We start from the raw sequence: 14358 nt of genomic DNA, 5'->3' as shown, positions 1-14358 counted from the left end.
TCAGCTTGAAGGCAAGCGCCCCCTCAGTCGATGGCGCGCGGGTTGACGCCGGGATACCAACCACGGGAAGGGGTCGGCGGTGAGAGGCCCTCATAGACCGCGCCATTGCGGGTACAGCGGTAGACGCGCACCGGCATGCCGTCACCGTGGAAGCGGACGCCATCGCGGCTGCGCTGGGTACGGATCTCCGAATCGCAGCGATAGGACGACTGCATGTCGGACGGGCTCGCTCCGGGCTTGACGCCGGGCAGGTCGTGGAAGGTCTCGGCGGTCGGCGGAACCAGGAGCGCCGGCGGCTTCGTCTTCTGGGCTGCCGGCACCGCGGATGCGGACAGGAGCAACACGCCAAGCAAGCCGGCGACACCGAAGAGCCGCGAGAGGTTCGAGGCGCCTTGCAGCCGTCGTTCAGTCCTTGATGCCACGTGCAAAACTCCCGGATGCCGATCAGCGTTCAGTCTGCATATGGGGCGCCCCGCAGGCAGAACCAAGTGCCGCGTCGATCAAAGGACGGGACGGCGATAGCCGGTCGGGTATTCGTAGAGCCAGCCGATCCGTTCGACTGCCGCTTCGAAGCCTTCGAGCGCGACCGTCATGGTGTGGCCGTTGGCGTGCAGCAGCGTGTGCTCGTCGGCCATGATACCGGCATGGCCCTTCCAGAAGACCAGGTCGCCGCGGCGAAGCTCCTCGCGGGCGATCTCGGCCCCCAGGCCGGCGGCCTGCATGTCGGAATCCCGCGGTGCCGTGCGGCCGGTCATCTGCAGGGCAAGCTGGACGAGGCCGGAACAATCGATGCCGAAACCGGAGCGTCCGCCCCACAGATAGGGCGTTTCGAGGAAGCGGCTGGCGATCGCCACGAAATCGTCGGTGGCATAGGTGCCGAGCGGCAGGCAGTGGTTCGCCACCACGGCCCGGCCATCGGCGAGCAGGAAGTAGCGCGTTCCACGGGTCTCGGCTTCTCCGGTCACCGCGATACGGCTGCCCATGGAGAGGGTCGCGGCGACGGGGAAGCGCAGGTCAGCGCCCGGATAGACGAAGGTTCGCGGGACGATGACGTGATGGGTGGGGGCGGGCGCATCGACGCTGAGCGCAGTCTCCGGCAGGTAACCGACATAGCCGTCGGAGCCCGCCTTGACCCAGGCCCAGCCGTCGGCGCGGTCGAAGACGGTCACGGCCTCGCCCAGCAAAAGTTCCGTGTCGATGCCGGCTGCGGCATCGGGTTTCGCACGAAGGCCGACCACCGGCGGGCCGACCCGCGCGGGGTCGCCCTCGACGAAGCGGGCGGCATTCACCAGCCCGTCGAGCGCCTTGTCGGCAAGGTCGTCACGAAAGGCGTTCAGTCTGCGGTCGAGAGCCATGGCTTTCTTTCAGTAGGTCAGCTTGCGGGCCTGGTCGATGACCAGGTCGCCGAATTTCTCGAGGAAGAGCGCACCTCCGACGGTACGCTTGATGACGACGTTGCGCCGGTCGCGCTCGTCGCGGACGCGGTCGACCAACCCCATCTGGCCCATCGTGTCGAGTGCACGGGTGATGACCGGCTTGGTGACGTTGAGCGTCGCGGCGAGCCCACGCACCGTGTGCGGCGGAGGCACCAGATAGATCTGCAGAAGGATCGCCATCTGACGCAGCGTCAGGTCGCGCTTGTCTTCCTGCACCTGCTGCAGCGTCACCTTGTGCCAGAGACCCAAAGCCTCGCTGGCGGTCAGTTCAACACTCATGGGCCGATCCGGAAACGGGGTTGCGTTCTTCTTTTCCGGCAATCGTGGCCGCAATGCAAGCATGTCAGGCGTGACGAAGGACTGTCGCAGCCGTCGCGGGGAGCGCTCAAGCGCCCTCCCCGCGCATCCGCATCATTTCACGCCGGAGCGCAGGAAACGATAGAGCGCACGGATCGCCTGGGCTTCTCCGCCGACGGGCGAATGCGGGCGCTCCGACTGCGACCAGCCGAAGATGTCGAAATGAACCCAGCTCTTCGACTTTCCGACGAAACGCTTGAGGAAGAGTGCCGCGGTAATCGCCCCCGCCATGCCGCCGCTGGGCGAATTGGTGAGGTCGGCAATCTGGGCGCGGATGTTCTTGTCGTAACCGCGGTAGAGCGGCAGACGCCACATCGGGTCGTCGGTCTCGAGGCTCGCATCGACCAGTTCGTGGGCGAGATCCTCGTCGTCGGTGAAGAAGGGCGGCAGGTCCGGACCGAGCGCCACGCGGGCGGCACCCGTCAGCGTGGCCATGTCGATCAGCAGATCCGGCTCGTCCTCGTCCGCATAGGCGAGTGCATCGGCCAGAATCAGCCGGCCCTCGGCATCGGTGTTGTCGATCTGGACGGTCAGGCCCTTGCGGCTGCGATAGACGTCGCCGGGACGGTAGGCATTGCCGGCGATCGAATTTTCCACGGCCGGCACGATCACACGCAGGTCGATCTTGAGCTTCGCATCCATGATCATCAGGGCGAGGCCCATGACATTGGCCGCACCGCCCATGTCCTTCTTCATCAGGAGCATGTTGGCGGCGCCCTTGATGTCGAGGCCGCCGGTGTCGAAACAGACGCCCTTGCCGACCAGCGTGACCTTGGGATGTCCCTTCTTGCCCCAGCGCATTTCAAGCAGGCGTGGCGCCTGTGCACTGGCACGGCCGACCGTGTGTACGAGCGGGAAATTGCGTTCCAGCAGGCCGTCGCCGACGATCACAGAGACCTCGGCCTTGTAGTGCTCGGCAAGGGCACGGAACGCCTTTTCGAGATCGGCCGGACCCATGTCGTTGGTCGGCGTGTTGATCAGGTCGCGCGCCAGATAGACGCCGGCGAGCTGGCGCTTGATGTCGGCCGCGTCGGCGTCTTGCGGGATCAGCAGGGTCGGTTCCGACGGCTTTTCGGAGCGGTAGCGGCTGAACTTGTAGGCGCCGAGACCATAGCCGAGCAGCAGTCTGTTGGCCGTCAGCGGCGCGGTCTCGATATGCCAATCACCGGCCGGCAGGGTGCGAGCCAGCTTGCCGGTAAGGAACGGTGTTTCAGAGGGGTTCGAGCCGAGGCCGAAAAGCGCTCCGCCGAGATGGCCGTCCTCGGTCGGGATCAGCAGAAGGGCACCCGACTCCGCCTTGAAACCGACCTTGCGGGCCCAGTCGAGGGCGATCGGATCGATCGTGCCGGTCTCGATATGGGCCGGGGTCACGGCGAAGACCGGAAGGGTCTTGCCGCCCTTGGTGTTGAACGGGGTCGGACGGTCAATGTACTGGTAGGGGACCATGGTCTGCCTTCTTCGGAGAATCACCTCGGGTTGGCGCTGTTAACGCTCCGTTAGGGTTAACAGATTATTGCTTGAGCGGAGGTTGCGCCGCCTTCGCCCTTCCGGACGACGCCGAGGCGCACACACCGATCCAGGACAAGCGACATGGCTCTTCGGCACGCATTCACCGGTTCCCCTGCCCGTCTCATGGGCAGCGTCTGCATCCTCGTCGCAGCCGCGGCCCTTGCCGGCTGTTCGACGACGAAGGACAAGACGCTCACCACCGGATCGATCCCCAAGATGACCAAGCCCGTCGAATCGATGACGGCGCCGGAACTTGCAAGCGCCGCCGAGCGCATCGGCAGCGCCTACGAACGCAATCCGAAGGACCGCAATACCGGGCTTGCCTATGCCAACATCCTGATGATGACCGGGCGCAACGCCCAGGCGCTTGCCGTCATGCAGCAGGTGGCGATCGCCAATCCGGCCGATCGGGAGGTGCTAGCCGCCTTCGGCAAGGCGCAAGCTGCGGCTGGCCAGCTGGAACAGGCGCTCGCCACGATCGGCCGCGCCCAGACCCCGGACCGGCCGGACTGGCGCCTCTATTCCGCGGAAGGCGCTGTCCTCGACCAGCTCGGACGCTCGCAGGAGGCCCGGGACCGCTACCGGATGGCGCTCGACATCAATCCGAACGAGCCGACCATCCTTTCCAATCTCGGAATGTCCTACCTGCTTTCGGGCGACCTGAAGACGGCCGAAACCTATCTGCGCAGCGGCTCCCAGCAGCCGGGCGCCGACAGCCGCGTCCGGCAGAACCTGGCGCTGGTTGTGGGACTGCAGGGCCGCTTCCAGGACGCCGAGCAGATCGCCCGCCAGGAACTCGACCCGCAACAGGCCGACGCCAATGTCGCCTATCTGCGCTCGATGCTGCAGCAGCAGAATTCCTGGAAACAGCTCGCCTCCAAGGAAAACAAGAGCCACAACAACACCAACTGATCCGGCAGTGCAGCGGGCCGATCAGACCGGCCGCACGCGCACGGCATCGAGGATCAGGCGGATGCCCAGTCCGACCAGCACCGCGCCGGCGATGCGGTCGACGACGTGTTTTGCCCGGCCATAGGCCGCGCGCGGGCGTTCGGCGGAAAAGACCAGGGCCACCACGGCATACCACCCCGCCTCGACCAGGAAGACCGCAAGCGGCAGCGCGGTGAAGAGCCAAGCTTCCGGCGAGGCCGGCAGGAAGGCTGCAAAGATGCTGCCATAGACGAGTGCCGTCTTCGGATTGCTGAGTTGCGTCGCCGCCCCGACGAAAAAGCTCCTCCAGATGCCTTCGCTCTGCTTTTTGCCTTCACCGCGCTCAGGCGGAAGCGGCAGGCTGGCGCCGCGCCAGATGCGCACACCGAGATAGGCGAGATAAGCGCCACCCAGAAGCTTGAACAGCAGATAAGCCCACTCCACCCTCATGAGGAGTGCGTTCAGACCTGCGAGTGCGAGCAGGGCGAAGACCGCACCGCCGACGCCCATGCCGAGCGCGGCGGCAAGGCCGGCCTGGCGGGAGCGAACGATCGCGGTATGCGAGACGAGCACGAAACTCGGACCCGGGCTCATGGCACCGACAAGCACGGTGCCGACAATGCTCAGCAGAATGACGATTGAAGACATCAGCACGTTCCCCGAAACGACAGACGGATTAGAAACGTGTAGGCTGAGTTGACCCAACCGGCAATCGGCGGATGGCGCCTTTTTTCAGGACGGAAAGCCGCGTCACCCCTTTACCGGAAGTGCCCTAGAAGCGATCAGCCACCTGCATGCCGGCCGGACCGAGAATGACGGCGACGAGCACCGGCAGGAAGAAGAGGATCATCGGAACGGTGAGCTTTGGCGGCAGGGCGGCGGCCTTCTTTTCCGCCTCGTTCATGCGTTCATCACGGCCTTCCTGGGCAAGCACGCGCAGCGCCTGGGCGATCGGCGTGCCATAGCGCTCGGCCTGGATCAGGGCCTGGGTCACGGCCTTCACACCGTCGAGCTGGGTACGGGTGCCGAGATTTTCGAGCGCCGTGCGGCGGTCCTGGAGGAAGGAAAGCTCGGCAGTGGTGAGGACCATTTCCTCGGCGAGCTCCGGCGATTGAATGGCGATCTCTTCAGCCACGCGCCGCATGGCCGCCTCGATCGAGATGCCCGATTCGACGCAGATCAGCATCAGGTCTAGCGCATCCGGCCAGGCGCGACGGATCGACAGCTGGCGTTTGGTCATCTTGTTCGAGACATAGATGTTCGGCAGATAAAAGCCGACATAACCGCCGACGATGGTCACCAGAAGGCGAATGCCGAAGGGTTTCTCCGCCATGTTGCCGAGCGCGAAAATCCAGAGCCCCGTCAAGGTCAGGGTCAGGAACGGCAGCAGGAAGCGGGCGACCAGGAAGATATTGAGAGCGTTTTGCGAACGGAAGCCGGCGGCCTTCAGCTTGTCCATGGTCGCGTCGTCGACAAGCGCCTGGCGCAGGTTGAAGCGCTCGACGATCTGGCGGACAGACTGGTTGTTGGTGGCGCGAAGGCTCGCCTTGCCATGGGTGCTCTCGGCGTTCATGCGGGCACGTTCGCGTGCGCGGATCTGATCGCGTTCGGTCGAGACGGCGCGCATGCGCTTGCCGAGATCGCCCCGTTCCAGATAGGGAATGGCGATCGTATAGAGCGTGGCAAAGACGGCGATGGCGACAAGCGCCGCAACGACCAGAGCGGGGTCGGTCAGTGTGGCGGCCAGATCCTGCGACATGCCCGGTCCTCCCCTAGATATCGAAATTGATCATGTTGCGCATGACGACGATGCCGATCGACATCCAGATACCCGACGCACCAAGAATCATATGCCCACGCGGATCCGTGAACAGCAGCATGATGTACTGGGGCGACGTCAGGTAGACGAGCAGCGTCACGATGAACGGCAGCGCCCCGATGATGACGGCAGACGCCTTGGCTTCCATCGAGAGTGCATTGACCTTGGCGCGCATCTTCTTGCGTTCGCGCAGGACGCGGGCGAGGTTGGACAGCGCTTCCGATAGATTGCCGCCGGCCTGCGACTGGATGGCGATGACGATCGAAAAGAAGTTCACCTCCTGGAGCGGCATGGTGAGCATCATGCGCTGGCAGGCTTCGGGCACGCTCAGGCCGACCTGCTGCGATTCGACCACGCGGCGGAACTCGCTCTTCACCGGTTCCTGACCCTCGGCGGCAATGAGGCGCAGGGCATCGTTGAGAGGCAGGCCCGAGCGGATCGAACGCACCATGACGTCGAGCGAGTTGGGAAGCTCCGCCAGGAACTTCTTCTGCCGGCGACCGATGAGGAAACCGAGGATCCAGCGGGGCAGACCGAGACCGGCGACGAACCCCGCACCGAGCACGGCGAGCAACGGCAGACCGACTACGAAGGTGCCAATGATGAAGACCAGGCCCAGAACGACGCTGGCCATGTAGAAGTGCGTGGGGGTGAAGGGCAGACCGGCCTGGACAAGACGCGACTTGAGGCTGGCGCTGGCGATCTTCTTGTTCTTTTCTTCCTGCTTGCGCTCCAGATCCTTCAGCGAATCCTGCACCGATTTGCGGCGCTTGGAGATTTCCTGGACGCGGTCGCGGGCGGCTTTCACCTTCGCCTGGTCGGTCTCGGCCGCCTTCACGCGATTGATGCGGCTTTCGGTCTTCTTGTCCGCCTCGATACGGGAATAAAGAAGTCCATAGGCGATCCCGCCCGTCGCGATCGCGGCGAGCACGACGATGGCAACCACCGTGGGATCAAAACCGAACATCTCCGTCAGGCCCCCTTGGTCTTCTGTTCCATGGCGTCGAGGGCAGCAGCCAGACGGCGCTCCTCGTTGTAGTAGCGTGCCCGATCCCAGAAATGCGGTTTGCCGATGCCGGTCGAGACATGGCGGCCGACGATCTTGCCGTTGTGGTCCTCACCCTCGATCTCGTAGCGCATCAGATCCTGGGTGACGATGACATCACCTTCCATGCCGATTACTTCGGTGATGTGGGTGATGCGGCGCGAACCGTCGCGCAGGCGGGCGGCCTGGATGACGACGTCGACGGAACCGGCGATGATCTCGCGCACGGTCTTGGCCGGCAGCGTGAAACCGCCCATGGCGATCATCGATTCCATACGGGAGAGGCATTCGCGCGGCGTGTTGGCGTGAATGGTACCCATCGAACCGTCGTGACCGGTGTTCATCGCCTGCAGGAGGTCGAAGACCTCCGATCCGCGCACTTCGCCGACGATGATGCGTTCGGGACGCATGCGCAGGCAGTTCTTGACGAGATCGCGCATGGTGATCTCGCCCTCGCCCTCGATGTTCGGCGGGCGGGTTTCGAGGCGCACCACATGCGGCTGCTGCAACTGGAGTTCGGCGGTATCTTCGCAGGTGATGACGCGTTCGTCGGCATCAATGTAGCCGGTGAGGCAGTTGAGGAGCGTCGTCTTACCCGAGCCGGTACCGCCGGAGATGACGACGTTGCAACGGACGCGGCCGATGATCTGCAGGACCTGCGCGCCCTCCGGGGTGATCGCACCGAATTTGACAAGCTGGTCGAGGTTGAGCTTGTCCTTCTTAAACTTACGGATGGTGAGCGCCGGGCCGTCGATGGCGAGCGGCGGCGCGATGACGTTGACGCGGCTGCCGTCGGGAAGTCGAGCGTCGCATATCGGCGAACTTTCGTCGACGCGGCGACCGACCTGACTGACGATGCGCTGGCAGATCGACAGCAACTGGGAATTGTCGCGGAAACGGATCTCCGATTCGATGGTCTTGCCATTCACTTCGATGAAGGTCTGGCCGGCTCCGTTGACCATAATGTCGGCAATGTCGTCGCGGGCGAGCAGCGGTTCCAGCGGACCGAAACCCAGGACGTCGTTGCAGATGTCCTCGAGCAGTTCTTCCTGCTCGGAAATCGACATCGCGAAGTTCTTGATCGTGATGATGTCGTTGACGATGTCGCGGATTTCCTCGCGCGCACTCTCGCCGTCGAGCTTGGCCAGCTGCGACAGGTCGATGGTGTCGATCAGCGCTGAGAAGACCTGGCTCTTGGTATCGTAGTAATCCTGGGTGCGCGCCGGGCGCCGGCGCGCCGCCGGGGACGCAGGAGCCTGCATCGGCGGCGGCGCCACCTGCTGGCGGGAGATCGGCTCGTCGGCCGGATCAAGGGTCGGCGCCGGGCGCTGCGGGGCCACGGCAGCCGGCGACGGCGCCGGCGAAACCGTTCCGGCTCCTGCTCCGCCCTTGCCAAATCCGTCGCTTCCGCGCTTGCCAAACATCACTGACTACCTGTTCCTGTCGAAGACATCACTTGCGCTTCAGAAGCTCGAGCACCTTGCCGAGCCCGGGCTTCTTCGGCTTCTTCACCGTCGCGCGCCCGGTCACCAGATGGGCGATCTGGGCGAAGGTTTCCGAAGTCGGCGATTTCGCATCGATTTCGGAGATCATCCGGCCGCTGTTCGCCGCATTGCCGAACAGTGCCGCATCGAAGGGAATGATGGCGATCGGCTCGATCTCGAGCGGTTCGAAGAAATCCTGCGGCGCAATCTCGGGACGCTTCGGCATACCGACCTGGTTGAGGATCAGGTGCGGCGCCTTGTCGTTGGGACGCAGCTTCTTCAGGGCGTCGAGCATATTCTTGGCATTGCGCAGGTTCGCGAGATCCGGCGCGCAGGTGATGACCACCTCGTCGGCCTCGCTGAGCACCGTGCGCGTCCAGTCGGACCAGGCATGCGGCACATCGAGCACAGTGACCGGTGCGGAGCGCTGCAGGAGTTCGAGCAGCGGCTGGAAGGCCGAACGATCGAAATCATAGGCCCGGTCGAGCAACGAGGGCGCAGCAAGCAGCGAAAGGTTCTGCGAGCAGGTCGTCAGCAGGCGATCAAGGAAGACCTCGTCGAGCCGGTCCGGAGAGAAGACGGCCTCCGCAATGCCCTGTGCCGGGTCCTGGTCGAAGTCGATGTTGGCGGTGCCGTAGGCGAGATCGAGGTCAGCCAGAATGGTTTCGGTCGAAAAGAGGCTCGAAATGCCGAAGGCACAGTTATGGGCGATCGTCGAGGAACCCACACCGCCCTTGGCGCCGATGAAGGCGATGTTGCGGCCGAGCGGCTCTGCTTCGGGATCGACGAAGATAGCGGAAACCGCGGCCATGATCTCGGCCATGCTGACCGGTGCGACGATGTATTCCGAGATGCCGTTGCGGATCAGCTCGCGATAGAGCGCAATGTCGTTGTGGCGACCGATGATGATGACGCGCGAGCTCGGGTCACAGACCTCGGCCAACGGCGCGAGCTCGCCGAGAAGCGCCTGCGGCGTCGCATCGGTTTCAAGGATGATCAGGTTCGGGGTCGGCGTGGAGCCGAACATCGCGGCCGCAGCGGCGATGTTTCCGCTGGTGATCCTGAGGCTGACCTTGGCCATGCGCCGATCCTGGGCGCATTGCTCCATCACCCGCTGCACGCCCTCGGATATGCAGAAGGCGTGCATCGAGATACGCGGCAGCGGCCGCAGGCTTTCGAGGTCGCCCGTGGCAACCCGTTCCTCGGGGTAGAGTTCGTCCCCGGCCCTCTTCTCGAATTCGTAGTCGATCGCACTCATGCTTTCATCCTGCCTTCAGACGGCTCGGCCATCCTAGTTCGTCGAGGTGTCGGAGCCTTCCCGATAAAGGCCGATCACCGTCGAGCGCCGCGTGGCATCGATCGGTGCCATGGCGCGCGGAGTGACGAGGTCCATCGGGTTGGCAATCTGGGCTGCGAGGTTGGCCTGGCTGGCGCAACCGAAATTGTGCCAGTTCTTGTTGGCCATGGTGTTGTTCTGCAGATCTTCGGGCCACTGGCCGCACTGGTCGGTGATCGCGGTCGTCGCAACATAGCTCAGGCGCACGGGAGCGACATCACCCGTCGCGCCGGCCTGGTAGGTGGTCTCGATGATGCGCGGCGCCGGTACGCCACGGCTGGTCAGGGCTGCACGGATATCCTTGCGAATATTGGCCGCGGCAGCCGAGTTGGGCGAACCCTGCGGCAGCATGATCTGGATGGTGCCCGTGGAGGACGTCATGTACTCGGAAGCAAAGCCGCCGATGGAATCGCGCATGCCGGCGGTCAGCGCGCGATCTCCGGACGCCACCGGAACGTCGAGAGTGTGCTCGACCTCGGTGATCGTGATCGGGTGACGGGTGCGATAGTCGTCCGGAATGGCACCAGTGGACATGTTGTCCCGGTTGGCACATCCGGCCAGGATGGCGGTCGCGCCGAGGATGGCTGCGGCGAGGGCGGTGCGCGCGAAACGCGGTGCGGCGTAGGTCGATCTCTTTACAGGCATGACATGGGCGCCTTCGCTCTTGCCGGGGATGGTCTCGTTCGTCTTCATGGCGAGGGCCCCGTTCACTTGTAGATAAACCCGACGGCGCCGTGGTAGCGGCCGGAGGCATCCGCCTCGCGTCGGCCGTAGACCTTGTTCACCTTGTTCAGGAAGAAGGTCGCGGCATCGTTCTCGGGGTTGAAGTTGTCATCCGGGCGCTGCAGCTGGTTGCGGGCAACCGGGCGCACCAGATACGGCGTGGCGATGATCACCAGCTCCGTCTCGTTGCGCTGGAAATCCTTGCTGCGGAAAAGGGTGCCGAGGATCGGAACCTTGGCGAGGCCGGGTACTCCGGACATGGCCTGACGGATGTTGTCCTGAACGAGACCTGCGATCACGATCGAGCCGCCGGAGGGGAGTTCCACGGTGGTCGAGGCTTCGCGCTTGCGGATCGACATATAGGTGGAGCCGGGGATGCCGGTGGACGTGTTGCCCGTGACCGCCGAACCTTCCCAGGTCGGTTCGGAGACATTGGTCTCGATCTTCAGGCTGATGCGGCCGGGCGCCAGGACGACCGGGCGGAAGTTCAGCTCGATGCCGTAGTCGACCGATTCGGTGGTGCGGCTGACCGACGGCTGGCCGGTATCGCTGTCGACACCGATTTCCTGTTCGGCTGCCATGCGGAACTCGCCACCGACATAGAACTTGGCGTCCTCGCCGGAAATGGCGGTCAGGCTCGGCTCGGCGAGCGTGCGCATCACGCCCGCCTGCTCCATCGCATTGATGTAGCTGCCGATGGTGTAGCGGCCGATCGTGGCGGCAGCCGTCGGCAGCGATCCGCCGAGCGCATTGGTGACACTGACGGCATTGCCGAGGTTGGCCGGGTTCTGGAAGGTGATGCCGCTCGAACCGTCGGAAACGCGGCCGTTGAAGCCGAGCTGCTTGAGAACCTGGCGGCTGACTTCGGCGACGGTCACCTTCAGCGAAACCTGGTCCTCGCCCTCGATGGTCAGCAGGTTGACGATCTGCGAGACCTGGCGTTCTTCGGCGAAGATCGCGACGTCGCCGCCATCCTTGCTGCTCGACGCGGTCTCGTTGCGGGTCGTCGCCTCACCGCCCTTGAGGAAGGCATTGGCCAGGCTTTCGGCGCGTGACGCATCCTGGGGCGTGCGCACCGTGCCGGTCAGCACGATGTTGTCGGAAACGATCTCGACGGTGATGTCGGATTCGGGAATGAAACGGCGCAGGTTGGTCTCGAGGCCGGCGATGTCGCGTTCGATCTCGATGTCGAGGCTCACTACTTCTTCGCCGTTTTCACCGAAGATGAAGATGTTGGTCTGGCCGACCGACTTGCCGAACAGATAGATGCGGCGCGAAGTGCGCGTCACCGCGTCCGCCATTTCCGGATCGGCGACGAGGATATCGTGGGCATCCTGCGGCAGGTCGATGACGAGCGCCTTGTTCAGGCCGAGCTTGATGGTGCGGCGAGCACCGGGACCGGCCTCGGCGATGCGGATCACGCTCTGGCTCGCGGCTTCGGCGACGGGCATATCGAAGAGATGCGGCGCGAAACTGCCCGGCATGCCGGAGAAGGCCAGCGAGAACGCGAGGCCTCCGGCGAGCGAGGAACGGAATTTCTGTTTCAAGCTGTTCATGACATCCCCACTCATTCGGACTTTGCATCGGTGGTCGACTTGACCACCTCGCCCGACTTGATGACCTGGATCGATGGCCGGCCCGAACCGCCGCTCAGCAGGTAGTCGGCGGCGGACGTGTCTTCTTCCTGCGCGTCGGCAACCGAACGCAGGGCAAGCGAGAGCCGTTCCGCCATCTGCTGGGCGACCGTGATGACCTTTGCCTGATCCGGGGTAAGCTCGAGGGTCGCAGTAGTACCGACGACCGACTTCGAGCCGTCATCCTTTTCCTGGATCTGCTGGTCGATCGCGAGAACGCGCACGTTGGAGAGAACCGTTTCAGTGAGGAAGGCATCGGCCTCCCCCCGGCGAACCATGATGACGTCGACACGGTCGTTCGGAAGGATAAAGCCGCCGGCACCGGTGACGACCGAAATCTCGGTGGCGACGGCGCGCTTTCCGGAGGGCAGAAGCGACGACATGATTCGCGACGACGAATCGGCGATCTTCTCGCGTCGCACCGGCTCGCCTTCGAACATGGGCAGTCGTACGACGGTGCCGGCAAGTTCGGTCAGGGCCTGGGGACGGTTGGTTTCCGTAATGAAGCCCTCGACAATACTGCCCTCGGGCCAGGCCATCCAACGCATCGACTTGTCGTCAAGACGGGAGCCGACCGGCAGATTTGCCGCAGAAACCAGCACGTTGACGGTCGGTTCCTTCTGGACCACGGTTTCGGCCTGCTGCTGCACAACCGACCTCGGGCCGCCGAGGCGCATGGCCAGCAAGCCGGCCAGGCCGGCTGCGACGATAGCCACTGCGAGAATGATGATGCGCGCGGGTTTCATGATCGTTCCTTGAGGGACACAAAGGTCTGTGTCCGGCAGAATGATCAGGAATTGGTGTAATTATGGTTAATAAGCGCCTTACGATCTTGGTTAACGATCGCTTTATGCGCTCGCAGACCAGCTAGCCGCGTAGTCCCTCCAGCGCCGCCAGGACGAGGGGCGATTGCGGATAGGTGGCAAGCCCGGCGACGCCGATGGCGATCGCATAGGGGATCTTCTTGGCCGAGATGATCGAATCGGGCAGCGGCAACCCCATGGCAAGCACCGAATTCGAGCGTGCCCGCAGGATGAGGATCAACAGGGTCAACGCGCCCCCGGCATAGGCCACATAGACAAGAAAGGTGAAAAGCGCCGGCGTCAGGCCGTACCAGACGGCGGCGGCGGTCAGCAGCTTGGCATCGCCACCGCCCATGACGTTCAAGGCAAAGAGAGCAAAGCCGACGGAGAAAACGACGAGGCCGGCGGCAAGGTGGAGACCAAAGGTCGTCCAGCTCATGCCGACAAAGGGCGCGACGACGAGGAAGGCGGCCAGAAGAATGAGAGGGATGCGATTGGGAATCGTCATCTCGAAGAAGTCCGTCCAGGACGCGAGAACGAGGCACATCGGGAAAATCACGAAAATCGCAGCTTCAAGCATGACTGACATTCCCTTCCAAGGATCAACGCAGGATAGCCGGCAGGCCTTACGAAATCGCAAACCCGGACTGCGGATGACGGATCGGTCCACCGACGATCCGCGCGCCAAAAAAAGAAAAGCCGCCTCCAGCTTGGAAGCGGCATTTTCCATGGCAGCCGGAACGGTGGTGAAGGCCACCGGATCCGATTAATTGCTGGCGTTGTCGAGCGTCGTTGCGAGGCCCGAGAACTTGTTGTCGAGCGAGTTGCCGAGCGTCGAAGCGCCGGTGATCAGGGCAACAGAGATGAGGGCAGCGATCAGGCCGTACTCGATTGCGGTTGCGCCGGACTCATCCTTCAGGAAACGTGCGAAAATCTTGGTCATGTTACTCTCCTACTCCACAAAAGTTGTTCAGCACTTCCGGCAACTGTTTGCCGCTGCTCGGATGCCAGCAACCTACACAGGAGCGTATTGCCATCGGCTTAAGAAAGAGGATTAACGGACCGTAAAGGCGGATTTGCCCGGGGCGTGGTAAACAATTGCCTGAAGCAATTCCGGGCATTTTAGAGAATAACCCGACACGTCCCGGGAAGCCTGGAAATACTTCATGCAAATCAGGGAGCTAAGCTTGGCCGCAGGGGACCAAACGACCGGGGCGTTCTGTCCGTGGCCATCAATCACCCCCGACGACAGCAGGGAAACGGTCGCGGAACCGGCTCACAT

Annotated in this window: 16 protein-coding genes; 2 read left to right on the top strand and 14 right to left on the bottom strand. The window is 63.6% G+C overall.

Annotated elements, in window-relative coordinates:
• Positions 1-23: 23 nt before the first annotated feature.
• The 4 genes from ACX93L_RS07880 to ACX93L_RS07865 form a co-directional block, all read right to left on the bottom strand.
• Positions 24-422, bottom strand: coding sequence for a hypothetical protein (locus tag ACX93L_RS07880; RefSeq protein ID WP_459404343.1), 399 nt, complete (start codon positions 420-422; stop codon positions 24-26).
• A gap of 78 nt (positions 423-500) precedes the next feature.
• The gene (locus ACX93L_RS07875; protein WP_459404342.1) at positions 501-1355 is read right to left on the bottom strand and encodes a C40 family peptidase; all 855 of its coding nucleotides are present in this window, start codon (positions 1353-1355) and stop codon (positions 501-503) included.
• 9 nt (positions 1356-1364) lie between these two features.
• Positions 1365-1715 (bottom strand): MarR family transcriptional regulator, encoded by a 351-nt coding sequence (locus ACX93L_RS07870; protein WP_459404341.1) that lies wholly within the window; start codon positions 1713-1715, stop codon positions 1365-1367.
• A 132-nt stretch (positions 1716-1847) separates the two neighbouring features.
• Positions 1848-3239 carry a leucyl aminopeptidase family protein gene (locus ACX93L_RS07865; RefSeq protein ID WP_459404340.1) on the bottom strand — a complete coding sequence of 464 codons (1392 nt, stop codon included), beginning with the start codon at positions 3237-3239 and terminating at the stop codon, positions 1848-1850.
• Between the two features lie 144 nt (positions 3240-3383).
• Between ACX93L_RS07865 and ACX93L_RS07860 the strand changes: the two genes are divergently transcribed.
• The gene (locus ACX93L_RS07860; RefSeq protein WP_459404339.1) at positions 3384-4214 is read left to right on the top strand and encodes a tetratricopeptide repeat protein; all 831 of its coding nucleotides are present in this window, start codon (positions 3384-3386) and stop codon (positions 4212-4214) included.
• A 21-nt stretch (positions 4215-4235) separates the two neighbouring features.
• Here ACX93L_RS07860 and ACX93L_RS07855 read toward each other — a convergent pair whose 3' ends face one another.
• The 9 genes from ACX93L_RS07855 to ACX93L_RS07815 form a co-directional block, all read right to left on the bottom strand.
• Positions 4236-4880 (bottom strand): LysE family translocator, encoded by a 645-nt coding sequence (locus ACX93L_RS07855; RefSeq protein WP_459404338.1) that lies wholly within the window; start codon positions 4878-4880, stop codon positions 4236-4238.
• A gap of 124 nt (positions 4881-5004) precedes the next feature.
• Positions 5005-5991: a type II secretion system F family protein gene (locus ACX93L_RS07850; RefSeq protein ID WP_169592003.1), complete on the bottom strand. Its 987-nt coding sequence runs from the start codon at positions 5989-5991 to the stop codon at positions 5005-5007.
• 13 nt (positions 5992-6004) lie between these two features.
• Positions 6005-7018, bottom strand: a complete 1014-nt coding sequence (locus tag ACX93L_RS07845) for a type II secretion system F family protein (protein WP_459404337.1) — start codon at positions 7016-7018, stop codon at positions 6005-6007.
• Positions 7019-7023: 5 nt separating this feature from the next.
• Positions 7024-8520 (bottom strand): CpaF family protein, encoded by a 1497-nt coding sequence (locus ACX93L_RS07840; RefSeq protein ID WP_459404336.1) that lies wholly within the window; start codon positions 8518-8520, stop codon positions 7024-7026.
• Positions 8521-8548: 28 nt separating this feature from the next.
• The gene (locus ACX93L_RS07835) at positions 8549-9838 is read right to left on the bottom strand and encodes an AAA family ATPase (protein WP_459404335.1); all 1290 of its coding nucleotides are present in this window, start codon (positions 9836-9838) and stop codon (positions 8549-8551) included.
• Between the two features lie 33 nt (positions 9839-9871).
• A complete protein-coding gene (locus ACX93L_RS07830; RefSeq protein WP_459405348.1) occupies positions 9872-10561 on the bottom strand; it encodes a CpaD family pilus assembly protein in 690 nt (229 codons plus the stop codon).
• Positions 10562-10623: 62 nt separating this feature from the next.
• On the bottom strand, positions 10624-12195 hold the full coding sequence (locus ACX93L_RS07825) for a type II and III secretion system protein family protein (RefSeq protein ID WP_205927830.1): 1572 nt from the start codon (positions 12193-12195) through the stop codon (positions 10624-10626).
• Positions 12196-12206: 11 nt separating this feature from the next.
• On the bottom strand, positions 12207-13019 hold the full coding sequence (cpaB, locus tag ACX93L_RS07820; protein ID WP_169592016.1) for a Flp pilus assembly protein CpaB: 813 nt from the start codon (positions 13017-13019) through the stop codon (positions 12207-12209).
• A gap of 121 nt (positions 13020-13140) precedes the next feature.
• The gene (locus ACX93L_RS07815; RefSeq protein WP_459404334.1) at positions 13141-13656 is read right to left on the bottom strand and encodes an A24 family peptidase; all 516 of its coding nucleotides are present in this window, start codon (positions 13654-13656) and stop codon (positions 13141-13143) included.
• On the opposite strand from ACX93L_RS07815, the gene ACX93L_RS07810 reads away from it, so the two are divergent.
• Positions 13655-13846: a hypothetical protein gene (locus tag ACX93L_RS07810; RefSeq protein WP_459404333.1), complete on the top strand. Its 192-nt coding sequence runs from the start codon at positions 13655-13657 to the stop codon at positions 13844-13846. The genes ACX93L_RS07815 and ACX93L_RS07810 overlap by 2 nt on opposite strands.
• On the opposite strand, the gene ACX93L_RS07805 is transcribed toward ACX93L_RS07810, so the two are convergent.
• Positions 13843-14019 carry a Flp family type IVb pilin gene (locus tag ACX93L_RS07805; RefSeq protein ID WP_169592019.1) on the bottom strand — a complete coding sequence of 59 codons (177 nt, stop codon included), beginning with the start codon at positions 14017-14019 and terminating at the stop codon, positions 13843-13845. The genes ACX93L_RS07810 and ACX93L_RS07805 overlap by 4 nt on opposite strands.
• Positions 14020-14358 lie beyond the last annotated feature (339 nt).

Source organism: Rhizobium sp. CAU 1783 (genome assembly GCF_054551725.1).
This window is presented reverse-complemented; position numbering and strand designations above follow the sequence as displayed.

Bases quoted from the DNA above. Each gene is read 5' to 3' on its own strand.
- ACX93L_RS07875 (WP_459404342.1), bottom strand. From the start codon at position 1,355: ATGGCTCTCGACCGCAGACTGAACGCCTTTCGTGACGACCTTGCCGAC.
- ACX93L_RS07870 (WP_459404341.1), bottom strand. From the start codon at position 1,715: ATGAGTGTTGAACTGACCGCCAGCGAGGCTTTGGGTCTCTGGCACAAG.
- ACX93L_RS07865 (WP_459404340.1), bottom strand. From the start codon at position 3,239: ATGGTCCCCTACCAGTACATTGACCGTCCGACCCCGTTCAACACCAAG.
- ACX93L_RS07860 (WP_459404339.1), top strand. From the start codon at position 3,384: ATGGCTCTTCGGCACGCATTCACCGGTTCCCCTGCCCGTCTCATGGGC.
- ACX93L_RS07855 (WP_459404338.1), bottom strand. From the start codon at position 4,880: ATGTCTTCAATCGTCATTCTGCTGAGCATTGTCGGCACCGTGCTTGTC.
- ACX93L_RS07850 (WP_169592003.1), bottom strand. From the start codon at position 5,991: ATGTCGCAGGATCTGGCCGCCACACTGACCGACCCCGCTCTGGTCGTT.
- ACX93L_RS07845 (WP_459404337.1), bottom strand. From the start codon at position 7,018: ATGTTCGGTTTTGATCCCACGGTGGTTGCCATCGTCGTGCTCGCCGCG.
- ACX93L_RS07840 (WP_459404336.1), bottom strand. From the start codon at position 8,520: ATGTTTGGCAAGCGCGGAAGCGACGGATTTGGCAAGGGCGGAGCAGGA.
- ACX93L_RS07835 (WP_459404335.1), bottom strand. From the start codon at position 9,838: ATGAGTGCGATCGACTACGAATTCGAGAAGAGGGCCGGGGACGAACTC.
- ACX93L_RS07830 (WP_459405348.1), bottom strand. From the start codon at position 10,561: ATGCCTGTAAAGAGATCGACCTACGCCGCACCGCGTTTCGCGCGCACC.
- ACX93L_RS07825 (WP_205927830.1), bottom strand. From the start codon at position 12,195: ATGAACAGCTTGAAACAGAAATTCCGTTCCTCGCTCGCCGGAGGCCTC.
- cpaB (WP_169592016.1), bottom strand. From the start codon at position 13,019: ATGAAACCCGCGCGCATCATCATTCTCGCAGTGGCTATCGTCGCAGCC.
- ACX93L_RS07810 (WP_459404333.1), top strand. From the start codon at position 13,655: ATGACTGACATTCCCTTCCAAGGATCAACGCAGGATAGCCGGCAGGCC.
- ACX93L_RS07815 (WP_459404334.1), bottom strand. From the start codon at position 13,656: ATGCTTGAAGCTGCGATTTTCGTGATTTTCCCGATGTGCCTCGTTCTC.
- ACX93L_RS07805 (WP_169592019.1), bottom strand. From the start codon at position 14,019: ATGACCAAGATTTTCGCACGTTTCCTGAAGGATGAGTCCGGCGCAACC.